23 protein-coding genes are annotated in these 26,398 nt (G+C 65.0%); 9 read left to right on the top strand and 14 right to left on the bottom strand.

The annotated features are described in order from the left end of the window. Nucleotides 1-55: 55 nt before the first annotated feature. Nucleotides 56-991 (bottom strand): LysR family transcriptional regulator, encoded by a 936-nt coding sequence (locus CETAM_RS00410; protein ID WP_156226570.1) that lies wholly within the window; start codon nt 989-991, stop codon nt 56-58. A gap of 93 nt (nt 992-1,084) precedes the next feature. Between CETAM_RS00410 and CETAM_RS00405 the strand changes: the two genes are divergently transcribed. Then, on the top strand, nt 1,085-2,125 hold the full coding sequence (locus CETAM_RS00405; RefSeq protein WP_156226569.1) for an MBL fold metallo-hydrolase: 1,041 nt from the start codon (nt 1,085-1,087) through the stop codon (nt 2,123-2,125). Between the two features lie 20 nt (nt 2,126-2,145). Further along, nucleotides 2,146-3,495 (top strand): MFS transporter, encoded by a 1,350-nt coding sequence (locus CETAM_RS00400; protein WP_156226568.1) that lies wholly within the window; start codon nt 2,146-2,148, stop codon nt 3,493-3,495. A gap of 69 nt (nt 3,496-3,564) precedes the next feature. On the opposite strand, the gene CETAM_RS00395 is transcribed toward CETAM_RS00400, so the two are convergent. Next, nucleotides 3,565-3,870, bottom strand: coding sequence for a CHY zinc finger protein (locus tag CETAM_RS00395; RefSeq protein ID WP_156226567.1), 306 nt, complete (start codon nt 3,868-3,870; stop codon nt 3,565-3,567). A gap of 292 nt (nt 3,871-4,162) precedes the next feature. On the opposite strand from CETAM_RS00395, the gene CETAM_RS00390 reads away from it, so the two are divergent. From CETAM_RS00390 to CETAM_RS00380, 3 genes are all read left to right on the top strand, one after another. Beyond that, entirely contained in the window at nt 4,163-5,506 is a 1,344-nt protein-coding gene (locus CETAM_RS00390) for an alkaline phosphatase PhoX (protein ID WP_156226566.1), read from the top strand. Between the two features lie 443 nt (nt 5,507-5,949). Then, nucleotides 5,950-6,792 (top strand): M23 family metallopeptidase, encoded by an 843-nt coding sequence (locus tag CETAM_RS00385; protein ID WP_407923976.1) that lies wholly within the window; start codon nt 5,950-5,952, stop codon nt 6,790-6,792. A 215-nt stretch (nt 6,793-7,007) separates the two neighbouring features. Next, the gene (locus CETAM_RS00380; protein WP_156226564.1) at nt 7,008-8,249 is read left to right on the top strand and encodes an MFS transporter; all 1,242 of its coding nucleotides are present in this window, start codon (nt 7,008-7,010) and stop codon (nt 8,247-8,249) included. Nucleotides 8,250-8,330: 81 nt separating this feature from the next. Here CETAM_RS00380 and CETAM_RS00375 read toward each other — a convergent pair whose 3' ends face one another. The 9 genes from CETAM_RS00375 to CETAM_RS00335 are packed head-to-tail and all read right to left on the bottom strand — an operon-like array spanning nt 8,331 to nt 17,326. Beyond that, nucleotides 8,331-9,518, bottom strand: coding sequence for an acyl-CoA dehydrogenase family protein (locus CETAM_RS00375; RefSeq protein ID WP_156226563.1), 1,188 nt, complete (start codon nt 9,516-9,518; stop codon nt 8,331-8,333). Nucleotides 9,519-9,545: 27 nt separating this feature from the next. Then, nucleotides 9,546-10,115 (bottom strand): flavin reductase family protein, encoded by a 570-nt coding sequence (locus tag CETAM_RS00370; protein ID WP_156226562.1) that lies wholly within the window; start codon nt 10,113-10,115, stop codon nt 9,546-9,548. A 43-nt stretch (nt 10,116-10,158) separates the two neighbouring features. Next, the gene (locus CETAM_RS00365) at nt 10,159-11,631 is read right to left on the bottom strand and encodes a purine-cytosine permease family protein (protein ID WP_156226561.1); all 1,473 of its coding nucleotides are present in this window, start codon (nt 11,629-11,631) and stop codon (nt 10,159-10,161) included. 37 nt (nt 11,632-11,668) lie between these two features. Next, complete coding sequence (locus CETAM_RS00360) at nt 11,669-12,088, bottom strand: RidA family protein (protein WP_197085762.1); 420 nt, start codon at nt 12,086-12,088, stop codon at nt 11,669-11,671. A 41-nt stretch (nt 12,089-12,129) separates the two neighbouring features. Continuing rightward, a complete protein-coding gene (locus tag CETAM_RS00355; protein WP_156226560.1) occupies nt 12,130-13,683 on the bottom strand; it encodes an aldehyde dehydrogenase family protein in 1,554 nt (517 codons plus the stop codon). Nucleotides 13,684-13,694: 11 nt separating this feature from the next. Beyond that, the gene (locus tag CETAM_RS00350) at nt 13,695-14,123 is read right to left on the bottom strand and encodes a cupin domain-containing protein (RefSeq protein WP_156226559.1); all 429 of its coding nucleotides are present in this window, start codon (nt 14,121-14,123) and stop codon (nt 13,695-13,697) included. 3 nt (nt 14,124-14,126) lie between these two features. Then, nucleotides 14,127-14,831, bottom strand: coding sequence for an RraA family protein (locus tag CETAM_RS00345; RefSeq protein WP_156226558.1), 705 nt, complete (start codon nt 14,829-14,831; stop codon nt 14,127-14,129). After that, nucleotides 14,828-15,763 carry a VOC family protein gene (locus tag CETAM_RS00340; protein ID WP_156226557.1) on the bottom strand — a complete coding sequence of 312 codons (936 nt, stop codon included), beginning with the start codon at nt 15,761-15,763 and terminating at the stop codon, nt 14,828-14,830. The genes CETAM_RS00345 and CETAM_RS00340 overlap by 4 nt, the downstream gene beginning before the upstream one ends. 15 nt (nt 15,764-15,778) lie before the next feature. Then, nucleotides 15,779-17,326 carry a 4-hydroxyphenylacetate 3-hydroxylase N-terminal domain-containing protein gene (locus tag CETAM_RS00335; RefSeq protein WP_156226556.1) on the bottom strand — a complete coding sequence of 516 codons (1,548 nt, stop codon included), beginning with the start codon at nt 17,324-17,326 and terminating at the stop codon, nt 15,779-15,781. Nucleotides 17,327-17,866: 540 nt separating this feature from the next. Between CETAM_RS00335 and CETAM_RS00330 the strand changes: the two genes are divergently transcribed. From CETAM_RS00330 to CETAM_RS00320, 3 genes are all read left to right on the top strand, one after another. Beyond that, nucleotides 17,867-18,400 carry a MarR family winged helix-turn-helix transcriptional regulator gene (locus CETAM_RS00330; protein WP_156226555.1) on the top strand — a complete coding sequence of 178 codons (534 nt, stop codon included), beginning with the start codon at nt 17,867-17,869 and terminating at the stop codon, nt 18,398-18,400. A 923-nt stretch (nt 18,401-19,323) separates the two neighbouring features. Continuing rightward, on the top strand, nt 19,324-21,153 hold the full coding sequence (locus tag CETAM_RS00325; protein ID WP_156226554.1) for an arylsulfatase: 1,830 nt from the start codon (nt 19,324-19,326) through the stop codon (nt 21,151-21,153). Next, on the top strand, nt 21,146-22,096 hold the full coding sequence (locus CETAM_RS00320) for a formylglycine-generating enzyme family protein (protein WP_156226553.1): 951 nt from the start codon (nt 21,146-21,148) through the stop codon (nt 22,094-22,096). Before CETAM_RS00325 ends, CETAM_RS00320 begins: the two co-directional genes overlap by 8 nt. A 12-nt stretch (nt 22,097-22,108) precedes the next feature. Here the strand turns inward: CETAM_RS00320 and CETAM_RS00315 are convergent, their stop codons facing one another. After that, nucleotides 22,109-24,022: a heavy metal translocating P-type ATPase gene (locus CETAM_RS00315; protein WP_407923939.1), complete on the bottom strand. Its 1,914-nt coding sequence runs from the start codon at nt 24,020-24,022 to the stop codon at nt 22,109-22,111. Further along, complete coding sequence (cmtR, locus tag CETAM_RS00310; protein WP_156226552.1) at nt 24,019-24,381, bottom strand: Cd(II)/Pb(II)-sensing metalloregulatory transcriptional regulator CmtR; 363 nt, start codon at nt 24,379-24,381, stop codon at nt 24,019-24,021. Before cmtR ends, CETAM_RS00315 begins: the two co-directional genes overlap by 4 nt. Nucleotides 24,382-24,473: 92 nt before the next feature. On the opposite strand from cmtR, the gene CETAM_RS00305 reads away from it, so the two are divergent. Then, nucleotides 24,474-24,914 (top strand): carboxymuconolactone decarboxylase family protein, encoded by a 441-nt coding sequence (locus tag CETAM_RS00305; RefSeq protein WP_156226551.1) that lies wholly within the window; start codon nt 24,474-24,476, stop codon nt 24,912-24,914. An 85-nt stretch (nt 24,915-24,999) separates the two neighbouring features. On the opposite strand, the gene CETAM_RS00300 is transcribed toward CETAM_RS00305, so the two are convergent. Next, nucleotides 25,000-26,364, bottom strand: a complete 1,365-nt coding sequence (locus tag CETAM_RS00300; protein WP_156226550.1) for a short-chain fatty acid transporter — start codon at nt 26,362-26,364, stop codon at nt 25,000-25,002. Nucleotides 26,365-26,398: the final 34 nt, after the last annotated feature.

Raw genomic sequence — 26,398 nt, 5'->3', positions numbered from 1 at the left:
TACCGGCCTTCATTGTTCGATGGATGTGGGTGGCACCGGAGGGATTCACGGATTCTCAGTCCTCCTTCCGCACGGTGGACCTTGTGCTGAGCTTAGGGAACTCCGACAGGGCGAACTCCTCGAGCACCTCGATCCGGGCGTTTCTCGACGCCCCCCGGGGGAGCACCAGCTGCAGTGAGTTCTCGGGGAGCTCGTTGGAGATGTGGCGGAACGTCAGGGGTCGACCGTCATGGGTGTCACTCCTGCCTGGTCGGCCCAGCACGATGTTGTATCCGAATCCGTGCGCAACGAGGGAACGCAGGGTGTCCACGTTGCGGACCTTCCACCTCACATTCGGGGTGAACCCGGCACTCATCATGATCGAATTGACCAGGTTGAGCGCGGAGGTCAGGTTCAGCAGGATGGCGTCCTCGCCCTCAAGCTGCTCCAACGACAAATTCTCATGGACGGCCAGCGGATGCGCCGGGGAAAGCATGACCTGCGGGCGGAATTCCGCCACTCCCACCGACTCCAGGCCGGGCGGCACCTGCAGCTGAAACATGAACGCGGCGTCGAGCTGCCCGCGCTCGAGCCTGTCCTGGATCTCCTCCGAGGAAGCCTCCAGCACTTCCACCGACACACGGGGATGGGAGCGGGAGAAGAACTCGAGGATCGGCGGGATCACCCAGGGGGAGAGCGTTTCGAAGCAGCCCACCCGCAGGGGGCCGACCAGTTCACCCCGGATCATCTCCACCGCGGACTCGAAGTTCTCCGTGGCGGCCAGAATCTGCCGGGCATGAACCACCAGCTCCTTGCCGGTGGCAGTGAGGTACGTACCTTTGGCGCGCTGCCTGACCAGCAGTTTGGCACCAACCGCCTTCTCCAACGTCCCCAGGGCCAACGACAGGGCACTGGGGGTTAGGAACAACTGGTCTGCCGCTGCGGCGACGGTCTCGTTGTCGGCGACAGCCACGAAGTACTCCATTTGCCGGAGCGTCACGTTCGGAAACATCAATTTTCCTTATGTTGTTTCAAAGCTAGATTTGCTTTTCAAATGTTGTGCCACAGCTCATACTAATGGCAGTCAAGTAATCCAGGAGACAAAATGAACCTTCATCCATACGTGGTGACCCTCGGTACCGCAGGCGGCCCCCGCTTCTGGGGTGCAGGAAACCAGACCGGTCACCGTTGCGGCATCTCCACAGCCGTGGTGGTCGGCGACGCGGTCTACCTCGTGGACTGTGGCCGCGCCTCCGCCTCCCAGTTCGCGGCCGCCGGCCTGAACCCGAATCAGCTGCGCGGCATCTTCCTAACCCACCTGCACTCCGACCACACCGTCGACCTCCCCGGCTTCCTCCTCTTCGGCTGGATGATGGCGGGCCGGCAGACCGAACCTGTGGCGGTAATCGGCCCCGGTGACCGAGGGATGCTGCCCCCGGTCAACCCCAACGCCCTGGGAACCGTCAGCCCACAGTTCCCGGACGCCCCCACCGCAGGCACCGCAAAGATGGTCGAGCACCTCTTCCGCGCCTACTCCACCGACATCACCGACCGAATGCTCGACTCCCTGCGCCCCTCCCCCGACACGGTGTTCAAGGCAAAGGACATTAAGGTCCCCGCCGAAACCGGCTTCCACCCCAACCACAACCCCACACCGGAGGGCGTGGAACCGTTCGTCATCTTCCGGGACGATCTGGTCACGGTCACCGCCACACTGGTCGCCCATCCGCCGATTGCCCCGGCCTTCGCCTTCCGCTTCGATACCGCAGCAGGCTCCGTGACAATCTCCGGCGACACCGCGCCCTGCGCCAACCTTGTGCGGCTGGCGGAGGGCACCGATCTACTACTCCACGAGGCGATCGACATGGAGTGGGCCGCGGCTGCCTACGCAGACGTCTCCGCGGCCACCCGGGAAGCTACCCTGGAGCACCACCGCAAGTCCCATACCACCCCGGAACAGGCAGGTCAGATCGCCGCAGCCGCAGGAGCACGCCGGCTGGCCCTCCACCACCTCGTTCCCGGCAACGCCGCCCCCGAGGTGTGGGCGCAGGCCGGCCGACACTACGACGGCCCGGTTCTGATCCCCCAGGATCTCGACCACCTCAGCTTCGCCGCCACCACCTCCACCGTCTCCCCCCGAATCTAGCCAGGAACGAGGACCCGGAAATGACACAGCAGGAACTGCTCCCGACCCAGACGTCCCCGGCGGGGACCCCGTCGCCGACCGCCTCCGAGGGCTCACTCAACACCCCGAACATGCGGCGTATCCTCACCTCGAGCTTCGTGGGGAGCGCCATCGAGTACTACGACTTCCTCCTCTACGCCACTGCCGCGGCACTGGTGTTCAATCAGGTGTTCTTCGTGGGGCTGAGCCCCGCGATGGCCGCTTTCGCGTCCTTCGGCACCCTGGCGGTCGGCTACCTCGCCCGACCCCTCGGTGGCATGATCTTCGGCCACTTCGGTGACCGACTGGGCCGCAAGAAGATGCTGGTCCTGTCCATGCTGATGATGGGATTCGCCACCACCGCCATGGGCCTGATCCCCACCGCCGAGAGCATCGGTTCACTGGCCGCCGTACTGCTGATCACCCTGCGCATTGTCCAGGGCATCTCCGTGGGCGGGGAATGGGGCGGAGCGATGCTCATCGCCCTGGAACAGGCCCCGAGCGGCAAGCGCGGATTCGCCGCCAGCTTCGCCAACATGGGCGCCCCGGCAGGCGCCACCCTGGCCACCCTGGCCATGTCTGCCGCCACTCTCCTGCCGGATGAGCAGTTCCTGTCCTGGGGTTGGCGCATCCCCTTCCTGATCAGCGCCGTCCTGGTTCTCATCGCCCTGGTCATCCGCCTGCGTGTCCAGGAGTCCCCCCTCTTCCAGGAGCTCGAGCAGAAGGCAGACGACCGTCGCATGCCGGTGATGGATGTCTTCCGCAACAACAAGCGTCAGCTGCTCATCGGCATCACCGCCGGCGTCGCACAGTTCACCATGGCCGGCATGGTCACCGTGTGGGCGGTCAATGAGGTCGTCGCCAACGGCGCCGACAAGACGGGTGTCCTCAACGCCAAGGCCGCCGGGGCGTTCGTCATGCTGGGCGCCACCATCATCAGCGCCCGCCTGTGTGACCACTTCGGCCGGAAGAAGATCCTCGTCCTTGGCATGATCGGCGCCATGATCGCGGTCTTCCCGATCCTCTACCTGATCAGCCTGGGCACCGTCCCCGCCTACGCCGCGGCAGTGATCCTGGGCCAGGGCCTGCAGGGCTTCATGTTCGGCCCGCTGGGCGCCTTCATCGCCGAACTCTTCCCGACGAAAGTCCGCTACACCGGTTCCTCGGTGGCCTTCCAGACCGCCTCCACCCTGGGCGCGGGCTTCAGCCCCATGGTCGCCGCAGTGGTCATGACCACTGCGGCAGGGACAGCACTGCTCGGTGGCATCTGGATCGGTGTCCTGGCGTTCTGCTGCCTCGCCGTTGTCTTGAGCGCAGAGGGAAGCAAGCGCAACCTCGCCCAGATCCGGTAACGGTTGCCGGTCAGCACAGCCGAACGCCTGCGGAAATCTCCCCGCAGGCGTTCTTTCACGTTGCGGAGCTCAGATCTGGAAGTAGAGCGGCGCGTGGAGTCCACACCCCGGGTTGAAGGGATGATCGCAGTTCGGGCAGCTGGGTGCCGCGGAATACTCGTGGTATCCCATGGCGTAGCCGCAGTTGCCGCAGAGGACGGATGAGGGGGCGTCGATACGCATGCGCCCGAAGGGGTGGTCTGCGAGTTCGTGGTGGCAGGCGTGGCACGCCCAGTACAGGCAGCAGGTCGCGCAGCGGTTGGCCACTACGTCCCGTTCACCGTTGTAGTGGGCACATCTCCCCTGTTTATCCACGTCCCGTCCCTCGATCTCCATACCCGTCAGCGTAGCCAGTTCGGCGGCTACCGGATAGCGGTGCGTCAGTGATCCCCTCCGCACGCAGGCATTTCGCTCACCCTGCAGGTCATACCAACCTTTGTTAAAGTCCTCACCGCACCTACTTCTCAGGTTGGGCACAGTATCCAGCCTGGGCCGAAGGGCTCGGCGACACCCTGGGACACTCGTCTGGACGTCCCACGACAGGTCCGCCATAAATCTATTGATTGACCGTTTGAAATCTACCGGACAAACCGGACACTCCCGATTAATCCAGTGAGGATACGAAGACATGACGACACCAGAGCAGAAGAGTGCCGTAGGGCGCCGCGGATTCCTGAAGGCCGGCGGCGTGCTGGGCGCTGCGGGCGTCCTCGCCGCCCTGATGGGCAACACCGCCCAGGCCGCACAGGGCCGTGGGCGCGGCGTGGACACCATGCAGGCACCGAACAACGGTGGCTACGGCCCGCTGCAGCCGGCACCGGGCGGCGAGCTTCTCCTGCCCGCCGGCTTCAGCTACGTGGCCTTCGGCCAGGCCGGCACCCCGATGAGTGACGGGACCCCGACCCCCAACATGCACGACGGCATGGCCGCCTTCGCCGGCGCCAACGGCATGATCAACCTGGTGCGCAACCATGAGAAGTCCCAGGGTGCGGCCTTCGGCGACAAAGCCTACGACCCGAACGCGGCCGGCGGCACCACCAACCTGGTCTTCGACCCGGACAAGATGGAACTGGTTGCCGCCTACCCCTCGCTGACCGGCACCATCCGCAACTGTGCCGGTGGACCCACCCCGGCGGGCACCTGGCTTACCTGTGAGGAGACCTTCACGGGCCTCAACGTCGAGCACCCGCACGGTTACGTCTTCGAGGTCCCGGCCGACGCCACCTCCCCCGTCGACGCCGTGCCGATCAAGGAGATGGGCCGCTTCACCCACGAGGCTGTCGCCATCGACCCGCAGACCGGCATCGTCTACGAGACCGAGGACCGCGGCACCTCCGGCTTCTACCGTTTCATCCCGAACGACCGCAACAACCTGACCGCCGGCGGCAAGCTGCAGATGATGGCCATCAAGGCCCGGTCCCAGTACGACACCCGCTTCAACCAGCGCGCCGGCAAGCCCCTGCCGGTCGAGTGGGTCGACATCAACGACCCCGATCCGGACAGCACGGATTCTCTCGCCGTGTTCAAGCAGGGCCACGAGCAGGGTGGCGCGCTCTTCGCCCGCCTCGAGGGTGCCTGGTACGGCGAGGGTTCGATCTACATCGTCTCCACCAGCGGCGGCGACGCCGGCCTGGGTCAGGTCTGGCGCTACACCCCGCGCGGGAACTCGGGTGGACAGCTCGAGCTGACCTACGAGTCCACCGACCCCGAGGTGCTGCAGAGCCCCGACAACCTCTGCATTTCCCCGAACACCAACGCCCTCGTGCTGTGCGAGGACGGCGCCGGCAAGAACCTCCTGCGCGGCGTGACCCTCGACGGCCAGATCTTCGACCTGGCCGAGCTGAACTCCGACAACAACAGCGAGGTGGCCGGCGCCACCTTCAGCCCGGACGGCAAGGTCCTGTTCTTCAACGTGCAGAACCCCGGCATCACCTACGCCATCACCGGCCCGTGGGGCAATGGCGCCCTCTGAGAAAACAGTGGTGCCCTGACACCCGCCCAGAAGTGAAGCGCCGCCCGGAAACCCCGGGCGGCGCTTCCGTGCCTGCTCCCGTGCGGCAGGAGGGCAGGTCACAGCGGATTCCTTCAGACCAGGTCAGGTCACGTGACTAAACAAAACGGGCCCCTCGGACAGCCCTGCCGGTCGATGCGTTTCCCCTGAAGAACCCTGTGAGTTCCGTGCGATTTCCCTCCCCCGGACCTAAAGAAATACCAGGCCTGAGCTGGAAGGGAACTGGATCGAGGGGCCCGGGGGCCTCGGAGTAAGGCCAACTACTCCCTCCATTGAATGTCCGACTTGCATACATCACATCGAATCAGTACCGTCACTCAAATCAATAACGAAACGGTCACGATGTGCTCACGAAAGTAACACGGACCAGTCCGCCTGGCGGGCAGCACGACAGGAGTCTTCCCATTCTCACCAACACTCAGCCGTCGACTGCAATGTCGTACCGCAGGATCTCCACCGGCCGATCAACCCGCAACCGCATCGCCCTCATGGCACTCACCGCAGGCGTGGTGTCATCCGCAGGTATCGGCGGAGCCGCCGCAGCAACCCTGCAGGCAGCCCCCGAGGCCCCCACCGAAGCCGTAGAGATCAACTACGAGCTGGCCAGCGATGACAACCTCTCACTGGCCGACGCCGCGGAGGCTGCCCCGCAGATCCTGGCGGTCCCCGAGATCAAGCCGGTCGATCACCTCGACGAGCAGCTGAACAAGGCCATCGAATTCACTGCCGAGCGCGCCGCAGCAGCCCAGGCAGAGGCCGAGGCCGCCGCAGCTGCCGTCGCCGCAGAAGCCGAGGCCGCCGCAGCAGCCCAGGCCGAGGCCGCCGCCACCGAAGTCGAGGTGCAGCTGGTCGCACAGTCCGCCTCCGTCGTCAGCCCCGCCCAGGGCACGTTCACCTCAGGTTTCGGCCCACGCTGGGGAACGCTCCACGCCGGCATCGACATCGCCAACGGGATCGGCACCCCGATCCTCGCGATCATGGACGGCACCGTCATCAACTCGGGCCCGGCCTCCGGCTACGGCCAGTGGATCCGCATCCAGCACGACGACGGCTCCATCTCCGTCTACGGCCACATGTCGACCCTCGGCGTGTCGGTCGGCGAGCGCGTCTACGCCGGCCAGCAGATCGCCGGCATGGGCAGCGAAGGCTTCTCCACCGGTTCGCACCTTCACTTCGAGATCCACCCCAGCGGCAGCGGTCCCGTCGACCCGGTCGGCTGGTTCTCCCAGTTCGGCATCTACTTCTAAGCCCTCAGGCCCCGCAGGCCCAGCCCACCCGGGCTGGGCCTTCCCCATTGCGTGACGCGCCTACCACCGTTCCGCCAGAGGATGTTTCACGTGGAACCAGCGCAGACATGCCGCCACCGGAACCTCAGATAGCCTCAATCCATAGGCTCAACCTCCCGGATTGTCTCCACCTATTATTGGGCATATCATTTGCAGGATAGAAACTGGCCGCGCAGATGAGGAGAACCCAGTTGACAGTCCACTCCGATGAGCGAGAGACACACCCCCGAGAACCCGATTCCACCCCGCGCGAGCGTCTGATCACCCCCACCTTCGTGCTGGCCTGGGTGGTCAATTTCCTCCAGTACCTGCTCTTCTACCTGCTGGTGACCACGATCGCGCTCTACGCCGTCCGGGAGTTCGCCGCCTCGCAGACCGCCAGCGGTCTCGCAGCGAGCTCCTTCGTCATCGGGGCCACCGTGGGGCGGATCTTCTGCGGCTATGTCATTGACACGCTGGGCAAACGTCCGGTCCTGCTCGTCTCCGCCATCATTGTGACGCTCACTTCGGTCCTGTACCTGTGGGTGGACTCCCTCGTGCTGCTCATCGCGGTGCGCACCGTCCACGGCTTCGCGTACGCCTTCGCCAGCACCGCGCTCATGGCGATCGCCCAGACCGCGATTCCTTCTCGACGCCGCGCCGAAGGCACCGGCTACTTCGCCCTCACCTCCACGCTGGCGACCGCCGTCGGACCTGCCCTGGGCCTCGCCCTGGTCGGCGCCTTCACCTACGAGATCCTCTTCATCGCCAGCCTGGCCCTCGCAGTCCTGGCCCTGGTGCTCAGCATCTTCCTCCGCCCTTCGGCCGCCCGCCGCCGGGCCATGGCCGCGGAGAAGAAGACCACGCGGCCCCGGTTCTCCTTCCGCGACATCGCCCACCCGGCCGTCGCCCCCATCGGCGGCTTCATGCTGCTGGTGGGGCTGTGTTACGGCGGGGTGATCACCTACCTCAACGGCTATGCCGTCGAACGCGACGTCCTCGCCGGCGCGGGCCTGTTCTTCCTGGCCTACGCCGTACCCGTGCTCCTCATGCGCCCCCTCCTCGGCCGACTCCAGGACAGGCGTGGCGACAACATCGTCATCTATCTCGGCCTGGCCTTCTTCGCCCCGGCGATGGGACTGCTCGCAGTGGCCACCGCCGACTGGCACATCGTTGTCGCCGGCGCACTGACGGGACTCGGCTACGGCACGCTCATGCCCGCCTGCCAGGCCATCGCCGTCAACGCCGTTCCCCGGGAGAAGCTCGGCACCGGCATCTCCACCCTGTTCCTGTTCATGGACGTCGGCTTCGGTCTGGGCCCGGTTCTCCTCGGCGCCCTGGTCGCCGCCACCGGTTACGCCACCATGTACGCCGCCCTCGCCGGCGTGGTGATCTTCGCGGCCGTGTTCTACTTCGCGGTGCACGGCCGGCGCGCCTGAACGTTGCTTCTCGACGCCGCCGTTTGGTGCGGAACGACAAAGGTCCGCGACCATCGAGTCGCGGACCTTTGTCGTTTCCGGTTATTCCGGCTCGGGGACCACCAGATCGTAGAAGCCCCAGTACGTACCCTCCGGCAGGGTGCCGGAGAGAATCTCGCCACACTGCTGGGTCACCAGGTGCGCGGTCCCGCGGTGCTGCGTTCCGGCGTGGCCGTCGCGGAAGAAGCGCTGGAGTACGCCATTCCGCATGACACTGGCACCGGCGAACCGGTGGGCAAGATGGCTGATCTCCAGAACAGTCCGCGTGGACAGCGCCGCGGCGAGTCGCATCATCGTCTGCAGCTCGACGTCAGGCTTTGTTCCGCGCTCCAGGTTGTCGTTCACCTCACCCCAGATCTCCCGGAGCAGCGCTCCCGTTCCCCGCACATGCGAGTAGTGACGTGCGAACTCCGCGTAGAACTCCGCGCTGGTGACGTCACGCTCACTGTGCCCGCGGTTTTCCTGGGTCAGCTGCTTGAGTTCATCGAGGATCCGCTCGCCAACGCCCTGAGACCAGGCTCCCTGATTGAGGGTAGCGAGCGCGGAGGGGCTCAGACGAAGGATGTCGGCACCACGCCTGAGGTTCTCCGGCCCAGGCAGGAAGGTGTAATTGTCCGGGACGAACAGTTCCCATGCGCTGTAGTCGAGAGTGCCGGACGAGAGCAGGCCGAGCATTTTCCAGTTGTCGGTGACGCGTAGCGAAGAACGCGGCACGACGCAGATGATCCGCTCCCCTGTTTCCTCGACCGTGACGCCGAGATCAACGTGGGTGGCCATGGAGAGTCCCGGTACGTACTGCCATTCCCCGTCGACGATGTATCCGCCGTCGACCCGTCGGGCCGTGCCGGAGAAGTCCATGGAGGCAAGTCCCGCCACCAGCGCTTTGTCCTCGCCACCGAAGAGCTCGCGGGCCGTCTCCTCCGGCAGCGACGCCGCAGCGTACCCGGTTTCGGAGGTGAGCACCCGTGCGAGCCAGGCGAGGGAGCCGTCTGCGCGCGACAGGCGACTGATCACCTCGATGATTTCCAGCGGACCGGCTTCAGCGCCGCCGTATTCGACCGGAAGGAGAAGCTGGAAGACACCGCTCTCCTTGAGGGCCTGCTGCACGGCCGGGGTCGGGCGGCGGAGCCGCTCGCTGTCCTCCGCTTCGGCCTGCAGAAGATCGTAGATGTTGTCGATGGCGGCCAGGACATTGTTGACGTCAAGCGTGGGGTGGATGCTGGTGGTCATGACTTACTCCTTTGGTCTTCTACTGATTCACTTGTCGTCCGCTGCTACTTCGGCCAGTTCTTTCCACTGACCTCGGTAGAACACGAGGGGATCTTCGTCATCACGCTGGCCGTAGGAGAGCACCTTGCCAAGGACCAGGATGTGGTCGCCGCCGTCATGGCCGGCCCAGGGGGTGCACTGGAAATAGGCCAGCGAACCGTTGAGACGCGGAGCGGTCTCGTCGGTCACCCACTCGATCTGGTGACCGTCCTGAGGCTTGCCGGCGAACTGGAGGGCCGTGGGCAGCTGGTCCGCACCCAGGATGTTGACGGCGAAGGGACGCTCCATCAGGTAGGTCAGGGCACGCGAGGACCGCATGAGGGAGACCAGGACGAGGGGCGGGTCCATCGACACGGAGGTGAAGGAGTTGACGGTGACACCGTAGTAGGCGCCTTCAGATTCGTAGGTGATGACGGTGACTCCGGTGGCGAAGTTCCCGAGGGTGTTGCGCAGTTGCCGGGGGTCGTGCTGCATCGGGATGGCTTCCTCGGACGTCAGCGTGGTTGCCTCGGAGATAGGCTCATGGATTTCGCGGGACCAGATGGTTGGGACGGTCATGACGGGCACCTCAGATTCTTGATCGCGGTGGGGTGGACGGGCGCTAGTACGCCTCGGCCATTGCTTCGGACTTGGATGTGAAGGTGGTCCCGGTGCCTTCCGGAAGAGCCTTCCGGAGTGCCGGGTAGAGGAAGAGCGCGAGGGCGCCGGAGACGATGAAACCGAGGGAGAAGATGCCGGAGAACATCAGCAGCATGCCGATGACGCTGGCGATGACGAGCGTGACCAGACCGGCCCAGTTCCAGTTCTCCACCCGGTCGAAGTCGTGGACCTTGATGTGACGGCGGACGAAGAAGTAGTCGGCGATCATGATCGCGCTCATCGCCAGGGTCCAGCAGCCCAGGTAGGCCAGGTAGGCGGCGAACTGGTGGAGGATTCCGCCACCGATCATCATCAGCCCGATGATGTTGGCGACGACCACCATGACGGCACGGCCCGGACTCCAGCCGGTGAGGGCGTCGATCATGTTCACCAGAGACAATGAGCCGGAGTAGGCGTTGATCGCCTGTGCCTTCGCCTGCGAGGCGTAGATGGTGAGGAAGCCGATCCAGCCGGCGAAGATGACGAAGAAGGCGCCGGTGTTGCTCATCACGAACCCGCCGGCAGCTGCGGCGGCCGCCTCCGGGGTGAGACCGGCGTCGCGGGCCATGAGGTAGTCGATGACCTGGGGCATGCCGCCGATGACGATGAGCGAGCCGAGGACCACCATGAGGATGTTCTGGACGAGCGGCCCAGCCATCGCGAGGATCGTCACATCCCGCTGGGTGCGGGCATAGCGGGCGAAGTCCATGGTGACCAGGGAGATGGTTCCGGCCGTGGCGCCCATGACGCCGAAGGCCGCGGTGAACTTCGCCCAGAAGCCACCCTCGACGACGCCGGGGTAGTTGAAGACATCCATCGGGTTGTTGCCCTGGATGACGTAGATGTAGATGACCATGTAGATCGCGACGGCCAGGGTGATCACCGTCATGATCAGGGACGAGCGCAGTGCGACCTTGAGACCGAAGATCGCCAGTGCGATCCAGGCGAGGGTGAGAGCTCCGTAGAGCAGGATCCGCGTTGTCCAGTTGTCGGACCAGCCGAACATGAGCAGAGTGCCCTCGTAGAGGAGCGCTGACTCCATGGCAAGGAAGCCGATGATCATGAAGGCGAAGATCGCCGACCCGAAGACGGATCCCTTCTGGCCGAAACCGAAGAACCGCGAGGTGATGGTACTGGAGACCCCCGACTGGAAGGCGATCATGGACAAGGTCTTGCCCAGCACGGCTCCGATGACCGCGATAACCAGTCCGGTGACCAGACCGATCTTGAAGCCGGCGAGGACGACGGCGAAGCCGCCGATGGCGAAGATGACCAGCGCGGTGGCCACGGAAACCGGGCTCAGTGCCAGGAACCAGCCGCTCTTCCGCTCTTCCTGGGGGACACGCACCAGTGCGTGGTCCTCTGCGGCCGCCGCGAGCGAGCTGTCGATGGATTCGGTGGCGACGGCGTTGCCGTCCGGATAGCGAAGAGACATGTTATGTCCTCGTCTTTGTGTGAGGGGTGGGGGGTTGTTACTTGGAGGACGCCCCGGCAATGGCGATGGCCTCGATCTCCAGGAGGATCTCGGGCTTGGCCAGCGCGGAAACTTCAACGAGGGTGCAGGCCGGGAAGTTGCCGGTGAAGAACTCCTGGCGCGCCTTCCAGACCTGGTGGTTCTCTGCCATGTTCGTGACGTAGATGGTCATCTTGACCACGTCGTCCATCTGGGCGCCGGCCTCTTCGACCAGGTTCTTGATCTTGGTGAACACCACCTTGGCCTGGTCGAATTCGTTGTCACCGTCGATGGTCTGGCCGTCCGAACCGCGGGCGGTCAGGCCGGAGACGAAGATCTGGTCGTCGATACGCAGGCAGTTGGACCACATGCGCTCGGCGGGCTCGCGGACGTCGGGGGAGATGATGCGGGTCTTCTTCATGGTGGTGGCGGTGCTCATGGTGATTCCTGTCTTCTGAAGTGGAGTTGGGGGTGTGCGGGTCAGTTGAAGGTGATCTGGTTGTCCCAGGGGCTCTTGCCGCCCCAGTTGACGCAGACGGACTGGCGGCGCATGAAGCCCTTCCAGGAGTCCGAGCCGGCGGTGCGGCCGCCGCCGGTCTCCTTCTCGCCGCCGAAGGCTGCGCCGATGTCGGCGCCGGTGGTGCCCATGTTGATGCGCACGATGCCGCAGTCGGAGCCGCGGGCGGACAGGAAGGTCTCGATGTTGGTGAGGTTGGTCGAGTGCATTCCCGATGCCAGGCCCTGGGCGACGTCGTTGTGGATGCGGATCGCCTCGTCGAGGGTCTCGTAGGTGAGGACGGAGACGATCGGGACGAAGGTCTCCTCCTGCGCGGTGGACGACTTCGGGTCGACGCCGGTCAGGATCGTCGGCTCGACGTACAGGCCGGGGCGGTCGATGACGTTGCCGCCGTAGGCGATCTGCGCGCCGTCGGCCGCCGCCTTCTCGATGACCAGCTTGAAGTCCTCGACCGCGGAGCTGTCGATGAGCGGGCCGACCATCGTGCCCGGATCGCGCGGGTCACCGATCGGGATCTGCGCGAAGGCCTCCGCCATGAGCTCGACGAGCTTGTCGACGATGCTCACGTGGGCGATGACCCGGCGGGTGGAGGTGCAACGCTGTCCGGTGGTGCCGACGGTGCCGAAGGTGAGGGCGCGGGCAGCCAGCTCCAGATCAGCGGTTTCATCGACGATGCAGGCGTTGTTGCCGGAGCACTCCAGCTGGTAACGGCGGCCCAGGGTCTGGGAGACCGTCTCGGAGACGAGCTGGCCGACCTGGGTGGAACCGGTGAAGGAGACCAGATCGACGCGGAGGTCGGTGATGACCCGCTCGGCGGCCGCGTTCTCGGCCGGCAGGTACAGGGAGAACACACCCTGGGCGTCGAACTCCTCTGCAGCCTGGTTGACCAGCTGCTGGAGGGCGATGGCGGTGAGCGGAACCTTGGGGCTCGGCTTCCAGATGACGGTGTTGCCGCCGATGGCGGCCAGGAAACCGTTCTGGGCCCACACGTTGGCCGGGAAGTTGTAGGCGGAGATGATGCCGACGACGCCGAGCGGATGGTACTGGTCGTACATGCGGTGGTCCGGACGCTGCGACTGCTGGGTGTAGCCGTACATCATGCGGGACTGGCCGGCTGCCAGGCCTGCCATGTCGATGGACTCCTTGAGCTCGCTCTTCGACTCCGCGATGGACTTGCCGGTGTCCAGGGCGACGATGGCGGCGAGATCATCGTGGTTCTCCTCGATGAGCTGACCGATACGGCGGATGAACTCACCGCGACGCGGGGCGGGCACGTCCCGCCACTTCTTCTGCACCGCGACGGCGTTGGCGATGACGGCCTCCCAGTCGGACTCCTCCGAGGCGGAGATCTGGGCGACGATCTCGCCGTCGGCGGGGCACTCGGCGTCAATGACCGGTCGGTCGTCTCCGCCGACCCAGCCGGTGGCGGAGGAGTAGGTGCCGGGGTGGATCTGGTCCAGGCCGAACTTCTGCAGAACCTCGGCGGTGTCGAAACGCTGCTTGATTGCGGTGGTCATGTGCTGTTTCCTCAGTTCTTCTCGTCGGCGATGAAGTCACCGATGGTCTCATCGGTGTGGTACTCGGGCTTTTCGTAGTAGTGCGGCCCGTCGTAGATCTCGATGAGGAGGCTGGGCTCGTGGGCGAGCGTCGGGCCGTGCGGGTGATCCTTCGGGTTCATGTAGAAGGAGCCTGGCTTCAGCCGGAGGTTCGAGTCGGTGTACTCGTAGTCGCCCTCCAGGCAGTACATGAACTGATTCGAGGCGTGGGTGTGCTTGACGGGGATGTTCCCGCCCTTCTCGTACCTGAGCAGGGCGATGGAGGCGCCGGTCTCCGGGTTCTTGTGCAGGAAGTACTGCTTGAAGCCGTACTCCGGGAAGTCGAGCCAGTCCTCGTCACGGATGTCCGCTTCGTGGACCAGCTTCTCCAGGGACTCTGCGCTGAGTATGAGGTTGTCCATGATTCACTGATTCCTTTGCTCGTTGAATTCTCGGTAGCTGGCCTCGGTCGCCGGGAAGACCTCGAAGAGCGTGCTCCCCTGGTTTATCTTCTCGGCGGCGAAGACTTCGTACGCTGCGTCGTCGGCGGCCTCGGCGGCAACCTCTGCGGCGACATCAGCGGGGATGACCACCACACCGTCGTCGTCGCCGAAGATGACGTCACCGGGATACACCGCCACTCCGCCCACCCCGACGGGCTCGTCAATGGCGATCGGGTGCAGGTGGATCGGGGTGGCAGGGACGGCCGACTGACGGTGGTAGCACGGCAATCCCGTCTCGAGGATGCCGCCGGCGTCGCGGAAGCCACCGTTGGTGACCACCCCGGCAGCCCCCCGATGCGCCAGGCGCCGGGCCATCATGTCACCCATCGCAGATGCCCTGGTGTCATCGAAAGCGTCGATGACCAGCACCTTCTCCGGGGGGCATTCCTCGATGGCGCGGCGATGCAGGTTGCTCTCCAGCCCGTAGTTCTTCATCGAGTCAAGGTCTTCCCGTGCCGGGATGAACCGGAGCGTGAAGGCCTCCCCGATGAGCTTGGGCTGGTCCTGCTTCAGGGGTGCAATGCCGTGCATGACCACGTTGCGGAAACCTCTCCTGAGGAGTCGGTTCGCCACATTCGGTGTGCCGGCCTGCTGCAGATGGGCGCGGGTTTCGTTGCTGATTGTCATTGGAAGAACTCCAGCGGCGGACGGTTACCCCATTGGGTGGTGTCACTGGCGGTGCCATTGAACCTGGTGGGGACATGATCGGCGTTGACCACGTCACCGTCGGTGTAGTGCTCGATCCGGAAACCGAAGGGATCCTTCCAGTAGTCGAAGATCTGGCTTCCGAGCAGATGCCGGCCGACTCCGACGTCGGAGGTGAAGCCCTCGGCGATGAGGTGGTCGTGCGCGGACATCACGGCATCCAGGTCCAGGACCTCGAAGGCGGAGTGGTGAACTCCCACCCAGTCGGACTGGAGGACGAGCATGAAGTGGTGGTCGACGAGCTCGTCCCCACGATCAAGCCGCAGGAAGGTACCCACGATCGGGCCCTCCTCCCCCGGCGGGACGAAGTAGTCGGAGTCCAGGAAGTTGAAGCGTTCCTTGAACCAGGCGACAGTCTCGTCGTGGTTGCTCACGTGGAGGACGAAGTGCCCCAGGCGGTTGACGGTGCACGGGCCCTGCTTGATGCGGACCGAGTCGCCGACGCGCTGCTTATCGCTGAGGTTGTTGAACCGGAAGGGCTCGCGGTCCTCCAGGGGCTCGGCCTTGGCGCGGCCGTGAATGGCCCGGATCGGAATACCGTCGGGAGTGTGCATGAGCACGACCTGTCCCCCGCCGGGCTCCTCCGATTCCGTGATCTCAGAGGATCCCTCCAGCGCAGCGAGTTCCTCCAGGTCAGCGCGGCTCTCCACCTCGATGGTCGCGCCGAGGAAACGCTGCTTCTCCGCCAGATGCGTCACGTGAATGTGATGCTGATCGTTGGTGCCGCGCATGTAGAGGACCTCGTCGGTGCTCTCCGGGATGCGGGCGAATCCGAAGGCGGTGAGGAAACGCTCCGCCTCCTCCAGGTCCGGTGCCGCGTACGACACCTGGGCGCATTCCACTGCTCGTGCCATGGTTGTGCTCTCCTCCTAGACCAGATTCGCGAGTGAACGGGACTTCAGGACGCTGACGTCGTCGTTGTTGACCAGATCCGGAACGGTCCAGCCGTCGAGGTCGTACTCGTCCATCGCGGCCTGGGCGAAGTCCTTGCAGTACTGCAGGGTTCCGTTGCCCATGGCTCCGAAGAGGTTGGTCTGGCGGGTGACGTCGTTGGAACCGATGTAGTTGATCTCGTAGAGCTCGTGGCGGGAGCCGAATTCGGTGCCTATGGCGTCCCAGAGCATCTTCATCACCTTGACGCGCTCGACGGAGTCGATGCCGTCGGAACCGCGGAGGTAGGTGTCCAGGTAGCCACGGATCTCGGGGGTCTGGAAGTCCACCGCGTGGGAGTTGAGGTAGATCAGACCGGAGGCGACGATCTGCTCGATGATGTTCTTGATCTTCGGCATGGCCAGCTGGTTCATCACCCGGTAGGCGCCGGCGTGCTGGGGATCCGGCTGGATCATCCCGTCCTTCCACGGCACGGCGGACTTTGCCATGGCGTCAGAAAGCGCCCAGAAGGTGTTGCGCCAGGCGATGACCTCGCCTAGCTGGGACTTCACGCCGTGGAACTGGTCCGCGCCGGTAACCTCGAGTGCCTTGGTCAGCAGACCGACGAGGAAGTCCATCTTCACCGCGAAGCGGGTGCAGCCGTGGAGAGAGGCCCGCTCAAGGTAGCCGGAGTGGATGTTGTAGCGGTTGGCCTGCTCAAGGTCGTTGTGGATGAAGACGTTCTCCCACGGGACGAACACGTTGTCCAGGACGAGGATGGCGTCGTTCTCGTCGAGGCGGGAGGAGAGCGGGTAATCGAAGGGGCTGCCCAGGACGGCTGCGCGCTGCTCGTTGGAGACGCGGCACAGGAGCTTCACGCCCGGGGAGTTGGTGGGCATGATGAACACCGGGGAGTACGCCGGGTCCTGGATGGCGACCTGGCCCACGTGGCCGACGAAAGTGTAGTGCGTCAGGGCGGAACCCGTGGCCACGACCTTTGCGCCGGTGACGTAGATGCCGTTCTCATCCTCCTTGGTCACGCGGATGAAGACGTCCTTGCCGGCATCCGGGCCCGAACCGCGGTCGACGGGCGGGTTCATGATGGCGTGGTTGATGTAGTAGGTCTTCTCCTGCGCCTTGCGGTACCAGTTGCGGGCGTTGTCCTCATAGCCGCGGTAGAACTCGGCGTTTGCTCCCAGTGTGCCCAGGAAGCAGCCCTTGTAGTCGGGGGAACGGCCCATCCAGCCCCAGGCGATCTTCTGCCACTCGGCGATGGCGTCGCGGGATGCGAGCTGCTCCTCGGCGCTCTCGGCGGCACGGAAGAAGCGGTGGGTGTAGCCACCCCATTCAGTGGGGACGGTCAGGATGTCCTTTCGCGCCGGATCATGAAGCGCATCGTACATTCGCGCAATCATTCTGGCGGAGTTTCGGAACGCCGGATGCTCGGTGACATTCTCCACCCGCTCGCCGTAGATCCACACTTCACGGTCATCGTTGAGGCTGTCCAGGTACTCCTGGCCAGTGAAAGGGATGAAGTCCTTGCTCATTTTGATGGCTCCTTCGGGATGAACTACCACCCTCCCAGCCTGCACATTCTCATATTGATGCAGGCCACTCGGGTTTTCCTGGTCATGTTTCCCACCGGGTCACTTGACTGCGTCGACCTTCCCTGTGGTGTCCATCACGCTACGTAGCGGTAGTGATCCAGGCAATAGGAACGGGCGATCGCCCTACGCCACATCTCGACCCCGCCTATATGGCAATCAATTCTTTGCACAATTAGCCAACATGAAAATACGGCCCCTTGCTGGTGCGATATAGTTCACTTTGGAAATCATTATTGGGCGGCCCCTGCTCGAAAAATTCTTTGGCGCCGCAGCATAAACCACCCCCATTCGGGGGCGAGAACCCTTTCCCTGACCGTGCTGGAACACGGCGTGAATTGCCTTCAGGCGCACGCCCCGACACGGCAGAGGATGGGTTGTCCTGCCCCCTCCCGGGGATAACTACCATGGACATCAGACCGTCGGGACGAGGCCAGGTCCCTGCCAGGAAAGGGAAAAGCCTTGAAAGATGACAGCTCAACCGTGAACCCCGCCGATCTCGACTTCTGGGCGATGGTGCGGATGGCGAAAGAAACGCTGCCGGAGAAGAAGCCGAACGCTGATGTGGAGGCGAACCAGCTCATCATTTCCCTCGATCGCGCAGCGCGCCTCGTTTCAAACGACATCGAAGAAGCCGTCCACCGCCCCAAGGGTCATTCGTGGGCGATATTCCGGTTCCTGTTCGCACTCTGGATGTACGGGGCTATCCCCTCCAATCAACTGGCGACAGTTACGGGCATGAGGCGTTCACAGGTTTCAAACCTCACCGGCCAGTTGGAGAAGGAGGGCCTGGTGACCAGACGGAAATCCAGCAATGACGGCCGGGCAGTGGTCATCGAGCTGTCCACCGAGGGGGCCGACTACATCTCGGCAGCCTTCGACGACCACCACGTCCTCGAGGGACAGTGGTCCGACGGACTAACCGACATCGAGCGCAATGTCCTGATCGCACTCCTGGACAAGCTCATGCAGTCCCCCAAGGGACAGGCGGCGCGGACCAAGATCATGGATCGATAGTCCGGGAGAACCTCCGCCCATCAACACCCCCAGGCTTTCCACCTCGACCGAGGAGCCGGTTCCGACGGGGACCAGGCTCGCCCAATGCAGACACGGGTCGCCCATCCCCGGGTCCCTGCCGACCCCATACTCGGCACCTGGGGCCGGCAGGGATGAAATCACAGTCCCCAGCTGCCCTGCACCGGCTTCATGGTCTGAACCGTGAGCCGTGGGGCCTGACGCGTCGAGAAGGACTTCGCAGGGATGCGAGTTAAGCTGCCAAGTTGTTCACACCCCCACTTTGGGGTGAAATATGTATTTTTTTCCGATGCCAAAAATTGCTTGACATAACAAACTTAGTTATCTCCCACAACTAATTCTGCTGGATACGAGGCATGACGGCCTCAGTATGAGGCCCGGACGCGCGCCCTGCTGCCGCGCAGGAGACGACCCGATCGGCGCCTTGTGTCCCACATCTCTCTTGATCACTTTTTGTGATCTACGTAGCATCGTGTCCACTGCATCGGCAGTGACAGCATCCCCATCTCACGCTCTCCGGATTACCTGACCCCAGCCCTCAAGAGGCATTTTCGCAGTTCCCCTCCGTGCATGAGCCATCCGACCCCTTAAGAAGGCGCCCTTTTCCGAGGGGGCACGCTCGAACCGGAACCGGCACCAGGCGTGGTGCCCTCCAGTCCCAGGCGGCCAATGCCAGGGGCCGGCAGCTCGACCGGCCACTGCGGGAGGCACAGGAAATCCACTCCCCCGAAGCGAAAACTCTGATGTCCTGAATGTACGAGTTTTTCACTAGTCCGGAGTTACGTCGTTCGCTTCACAACTGGAACCGGCCCCAGTTCCACCGACTCAGCCCGCGAGGGCTGACAAACCAAGCTGGACCGCCAAAGGCTGGTCTTTCCTTCCGCGACCTGAAAGATGAAATTCACATGAAACTCTCGCCTAAGAACTCTCCCGCCCGAAGGGCACTGGCTGGCCTGGCTCTGGGCACCTCCGTGTTGCTCAGCGCCACTCTCGTCGCGTGCGGAAGCACCTCGACCGCCACGAGTTCCCGGTCGTCATCAGCCTCCTCTGCCGCAGAAGCGCAGGAGCAGCCCAACATCATGATGGTGCTCCTCGACGACCTCGGCTATTCCGATCTCGGCGCCTACGGCGGTGAGGCGGAGACTCCGAACATCGATGCGCTGACCAAGGAAAGTACCCAGTTCACCAACTTCCACGCCTACCCGCTGTGCGCCCCCACCCGGGCCGCTCTGATGACCGGGCAGGATCCCCACCAGGTCGGCCTGGGTTCCATGGAGAACCTCACCCCGCCCGGCGTGCCGCAGACCACCCCGGGCTACAAGGGCAGCCTGGAGGGGGAGTTCACCGGCATCGCCGAGCTGCTGGGTGACACCGGGTACGACACCTACCAGGTGGGCAAGTGGCACCTCGGGGAAGGTGAGGGTCAGACCCCGCAGGACACTGGTTTCGACGAGAACTTCACGCTCTACGATGCGGGCGCATCATATTTCTCCGACGGCCACCGCCTCTCCAAGCGGACGCAGGAACCGTTCGACACCGTCATCTACGAGCGCAACGGTGAGCGGGTCGACCAGCTGCCGGAGGATTTTTTCGCCACCCGTTCCTACACCGATGAAATGCTCGAGATGGTGGACAAGAGCGTGGAATCGGACACGCCCTTCTTCGGCTACCTGGCCTACACCGCTCCCCATGATCCGCTGCACGTGGAGAACAAGGAGCTCATCGAAAAATATCTCGACGTCTACCTCGACGACTACAACTACAACGACCTGCGCGACCAGCGCATCCAGCGCATGGTGGAGCTCGGGCTCATCGACGGGGAGAACGCCACCCGCTGGCCCGAGCAGACGCCCGAGTGGGACACGCTCAACGAGGAGCAGCGCAAGGACCTCGCCTACCGGATGGCCGTCTATGCCGCGTCGATCCATGAGGCCGATGAGCAGGTCGGCCGCATGATCGACCACCTCAAGGAGACCGGCGAATACGACAACACCCTCATCGTCGTGGCCAGCGACAACGGCCCGGCGGCCAACAGCCACGAGCTGTATGTCCGGCCCGGCACCGAGGGCTGGCACAACGAGTTCTACCCGCTGGTGGGCGACGTCGAGTCCTACGGCCTCGAGGGTTCCTTCCCCTCCCTGGCTCTGCCCAATGCCCAGGTCTCCTCCGGTCCCTTCTTCCATGCCAAGAACACCTTGTTCGAGGGCGGAACGAGGGTGCCCGCGATCATCAAGGCACCGTCAACAAGCGGCGGCGAGAACCGCGTCGTCGACACCTTCGGCCACATCACCGACCTCTACCCCACCTTCGCCGAGTACGCGGGGGCGGATCTCGCCTCCGCCGGCAATCTCCTGGGCGATTCCGCCCGGCCGCTACTGGAGGGCACCTCGGAGACCATCGGAGAGGACGAGTTCGGCTGGGAGCACTTCGGCCACCGCTCCTACCGCTCCGGCGACTGGAAACTGATCTTCACGCCTGAGCCCATGGGCGGCACCGGCGGGTACGCCCTGTACAACCTGGCCGAAGACCCGGGCGAGACCAAGGATGTCATTTCCGAACATCCGGACATCGCCAGGGAACTGGAGGAGAAGTGGAACCGGTACGCCGAGGACAACGGCGTCGTGGTCGTCGACTTCGAGGCCGTCAACGAAGCTGCACCGCGCGCTGCCGCACTGTCCTTCTCCATCGACTGGGCCAGCGAGATGACCGCCCCGGAGGCAGCCACCAATGGGTAGCTGCTGTTCCCCGTCGAGCGCAGACCTCACCTCCCCCCGACACGGCACGCCTCTCGACGCCCCCACCGACCAACCCCACACCACCACCACACGAACCCCCGGCGAATTCGCCGACATCCCCACCGGCACCTTCACCATGGGCGACCACCACCATGAAGGCAACCCCAAAGACGGGGAAACCCCCATCCACCAGGTCAACCTGCCCGCCTTCCGCATGCAGACCACCACCGTCACCAACACCCACTTCCAGGAATTCATCGACGCCACCGGATACCGCACCACCGCCGAACACTTCGGAATCTCCGCCGTCTTCTACGCCACCTTCCAGGGACAACGATCCGACATCCTCAACCAGGCCGCCGGCGTGCCCTGGTGGCTGGCCGTCCAGGGCGCCGACTGGCGCCACCCCGACGGACCGGCCTCCACCCTCACCGGCCGGGAGGACCACCCCGTGGTCCACGTCTCCTTCGACGACGCCCAGGCGTACTGCGCCTGGGCCGGCACCCGGCTACCCACCGAAGCCGAATGGGAATACGCCGCCCGCGGCGGCCTCCAGGGACAACGCCTCGCCTGGGGAGATGAACTGACCCCGGGTGGGGAATGGAACTGCAACATCTGGCAGGGACAGTTCCCCCACGAGAACACCGCCGAGGACGGTTACCTCACCACCGCACCGGTGCACACCTACCACCCCAACGGATACGGGCTGTGGCAGATGGCCGGCAACGTGTGGGAATGGTGCCAGGACTGGTTCGACGCGGACTACTACTCCCACAGCCCGGTCGATGATCCCCACGGGCCGGAGACAGGAAGACGCCGGGTACTGCGCGGCGGGTCGTACCTGTGCCACGACTCCTACTGCAACCGCTACCGCGTCGCGGCACGCAACTCCAACACCCCGGACTCCACCTCCGGCAACATCAGCTTCCGGGTGGTGAGGTAACCCACCTGGCGCTTATCGACGCCCCGTCCGCGCCGCCCGCAGTCCGTTGAGGATGACGAAGACCTCGGCCACCTCGTGGACCAGCACGACGGCGGCCAGTCCCAGCAGCCCGGTGATCGCGAGCGGGAGCAGGATGACGATGATCGCCAGGGACAGGACGATGTTCTGGTTGATGATCCGCCGGCCCCGACGTGCATGCTCGATGGCGCGGGGGATCAGGCGCAGGTCATCGCCGGTGAAGGCGACGTCAGCCGATTCGATGGCGGCGTCGGAACCCTTCGCTCCCATGGCGATGCCGATATCGGCGGAGGCCAGGGCGGGGGCGTCGTTGATGCCGTCGCCGATCATGGCGACGGGTCCGTGGCCGGCGTCTCCAAGCTCGGTCACCGCCCGAGCCTTGTCCTCCGGACGCAACTCGGCACGCACGTCCGTGATGCCGGCCGCCGCGGCCAGGGCGCGGGCGGTACGGGCGTTGTCCCCGGTGAGCATGGTGACACCCAGCCCTCGCGCGAGCAGCGATGAGATGACCTCGCTGGTTTCCGGGCGCAACTCATCGCGCACCCCGATGGCCCCGACCGGTCGTTCATCGCGGTGGACGACCACCACGGTCATGCCGCGGAGTTCCAGCTCCGCGGCCGGAACCGCCAGCGGGCCGGGGTCGAGCCAGCGGGGGCTGCCGACGGCGATCGGCGCGGCATCGATAAGCCCGGTGATGCCCTGGCCCGCGACCTCGGTGACGTTCCGGACCTCCGGGACTTCCGGGGCGGCGGCGGTGATCGCGGCGGCCAGAGGGTGAGTGCTGCGGGACTCCAGCGCCGCGGCCCAGCCGAGGAGCTCCTCTCGCGCGACGCCGTCGACGGTGAGCACCTCCGCGACGGTGGGCTGATTGCGGGTCAGGGTGCCGGTCTTGTCCAGCGCGAGGTGCCGGATGCCGCCGAGGCGTTCAAAGGCGGCACCGGACTTGATGACCACGCCGAAGCGGCTGGCCGCGCCGATGCCGGATACCACGGTGATGGGCACGGAGATCGCCAGAGCGCAGGGTGAGGCCGCGACCAGCACGACCAGGGCGCGCTCAATCCACAGGCCCGGATCACCCGACAGGGATCCGATGAGGGCGACCAGGGCCGCGAGGACGAGCACCCCGGGCACCAGGGGCCGGGCCAGACGGTCCGCGATGCGCGCCAGCTCCCCCTTCTTCGCCTGGGCCTGCTCGACCAGCCTGACCACGGTGGTCAGGGAGTTGTCCGTGCCGGAGGCGGTGGCCTCCACCTCAAGCACCCCGGAGGCGTTGATCGCGCCGGCCGGCACCTTCTCCCCCGGCCCTGCCTCCACGGGGATGGATTCACCGGTGACCGCCGAGACATCCAGGCTGCTGCGCCCGGACCGGACCACACCGTCGGTGGCCAGACGCTCCCCCGCGGCCAGGCGGAGGATCTGCCCGGGCACCAGATCCTCAACAGGCACCGCGCGGGTGGCACCGTCGGCGGCCACCACGGTCGCGGTCGAGGGGATCAACGCCAGCAGGGAACGCAGTCCCGAACGTGCCTTGTCCATCGCTGCGTCCTCCAACGCCTCCACGATGGAGTACAGGAAGGCCAGGGCGGCGGCCTCCTCGATGAACCCGAGGAGCACCGCGCCGATCGCGCTGATGGTCATCAAGAGGCCGATGCCCAGTCTGCCGCGGGTGAACAGGCCCCGGAGCGCACCGGGGGCGAACTGGGAGGCACCCAGCAGCAGGGAGGCCCAGAACAACACCTGCGGGATGGTCTCCACGGTGGGGACGAACCACTCCAGAATCAGCCCCAGGAGCAGGGCGAGTCCAGATGCGACCGGGATGAGGACGGAGCGGTTGCGCCACCAGGGCGTGGACTCCTCCTCCGCGGCCACCGGTTCCGGTGCTTCGCATCCGCAGGCGGAGACGGTCACAGCTGCCCCCCTTCCATGTCGGCGCAACCCTCGACGGAACACCGGGGGTCCAGGCAGGGAGCGCTGGCGTCGACCGCGAGGGTGGTGTCGAGCAGGAGGTTGAGGGCCCGGGCGAGATGGGCGTCGACAAGCTCGTAGCGGGTACGGCGCCCCTCGGGCTCGGCGCGGATGATGCCGCAGTCACGCAGGCACGTCAGATGATTGGACACGTTCGAGCGCGTCAGCCCCAGTTCGCGGGCGAGTTCGGCCGGATAGGCCGGCCCCTCCAGCAGCGTGAGCAGAATACCGGAACGGGTCGGGTCGGCCATGGCGCGACCCAGCCTGTTCATCACGTCAAGACGGGAAGCAATGGTCAGCATGTACTGAACTGTACAGCGAACACTGAATGATCCCTCAGAAGTGTTCGGAAATGAAGCAACTTTTCCCCGTTGCCCGTTGCTACGGTCGGGGCATGACACAGGACAAGAACCAGAACCCCGAGACCACCGAGCGATTCCAGAAGGGCCTGGACCGCATGATGGAGCTGGTGGCCAGCGACCAGTCCACCACCTACGACCATGTCAAGCTCGTCGATTCCTACAAGGACCTGGACCCGCTGCTCTCCGAGTACATCGTCTCCTTCGCCTTCGGCGACATCTACTCCCGCGACAGCCTGTCCCAGCAGGAGCAGACCATGGTGACCATCTCCTCCCTGGCCGCCCTGGGCACGGAACGCCAGCTGAAGCTCCACATCAACGTCGGCTTCAACGTGGGCCTGACCAAGGAGAAGATCGTGGGCACCCTGATCCACCTTCTCCCCTACGTCGGATTTCCGCGGGTGCTCAACGCACTGACCCTGGTCAAGGAGGTCATGGCCGAGCGCGGCATGGAGCCGGAGGCCTCTGCGGAATAGCCACCGCCGGACACGGACAACAACCGGACCCGGGGAGCAGTTGAACTGCTCCCCGGGTCCGGTCTTTCGTCGCACCGACTTCAGATCAGCCGAAGAAGCCCCACATCAGCATGGCGACGCTGAAGATCACGCCCAGGAAGACGGTGATGTAGATCAGGTAGACCATGGCGTCCCGGAGCTTGATGCCGGAGATGGCGAGGGCCGGCAGGATCCAGAGGGGCTGGATCGCATTGGTCCACTGGTCCCCCATCGCGACACCCATGGCGGTGGCGGTGACGTTGGCGCCCATCTGGTTGGCAGCCTCCACCATCACCGGCCCCTGGATGGCCCACTGGGCGCCGGTCGAGGGGGCGAGCAGGTTGATGAAACCACCCGAGATGAAGCTGAAGAAGGGCAGGGTCTCCGCCGTAGAGAACTGCGCGAAGACACCGGCCATGGTGATCATGAGCCCGGAGCCGGCGAGCACGCCCATGATGCCTGCGTAGAGCGGGTACTGCACCAGGACGGCGCTGATCATGGGGGTGCTCTTCTGCAGCGACTTGAGGAAGGCCGCCGGGCGGCCGTAGAGGAACAGGCACAGGAACAGGAAGAGCGCGTTGATGCTGTCGAAGTTGACCGCCCCGCCGTCCGTCACATAGAGGACGGAGTACGCGATGCCGATGGTGCCGATGACCCAGCCGGGTGCGCGGCTGTGGCTCAGCCGGTCCGAGAAGGTCATCTGGCCCGGCTTGGACTCCAGGGTGGTCCTCAGCCTGGCGGGCAGCGTCGCGGGGTCAGCCTCGATCACCTCGGCCGGGGTCCGCGGATGGAGCAGTGCGACGAACAGCGGCATGGTCACGGCGACGAGCAGCGAGGTGCCCAGCATGAGGGGGTGAAAGACAGTGGAGGAGAGCGGCGCGACGCCCATGAGCGGCTCTATCGGGTGCCCCGGCGTGGCAATGGACAGCGGAACGGTGCCCGAGATGCCGATGCCGTAGATGCAGAAGCCGGCGTAACCTCCGGCGACGGCGAGCGGGTAGTGCATCCCCTTGACGTGGCAGGCCAGGCGCTGGGCGATGATCGTGCCGAGCACCATGCCCAGCCCGGCGTTGAGCCAGGCGCCCATGAGGCCGATGAAGCAGGCCAGGGCAACCGCGACGCGGGGGTTGGTGACCCGGCTGGCCATGCCGTCGATCAGGCGTTGCACGATCGGGGTGTTAGCCAGCATGTAACCGGTGAGCAGGAGGACCGTGACCTGCATGGAGAAGGCGAGCAGCGTCCAAAGGCCGTCGCCCCACATGCGGAGGGTGTCGAGCGGGCCGGCCCCTTCCACGAGGATGGCCATGGCGAAGACGACGACTGTGAGGGCGATGGCGATGACCATCGGTTCCGGGAGGTAGCGCTGGACCGAGTTGCTCACGCGCTGGCTGACTGCCGTGTTCGCTCTTCGGGTGGCGAGGATCAGGTTCATGGTGATGCTTTCTGTGGGGCGACGGGTGTCAAGA

The sequence above is a fragment of the Corynebacterium comes genome (genome assembly GCF_009734405.1).
GTDB classification, from domain to species: domain Bacteria; phylum Actinomycetota; class Actinomycetes; order Mycobacteriales; family Mycobacteriaceae; genus Corynebacterium; species Corynebacterium comes.
This window is presented reverse-complemented; position numbering and strand designations above follow the sequence as displayed.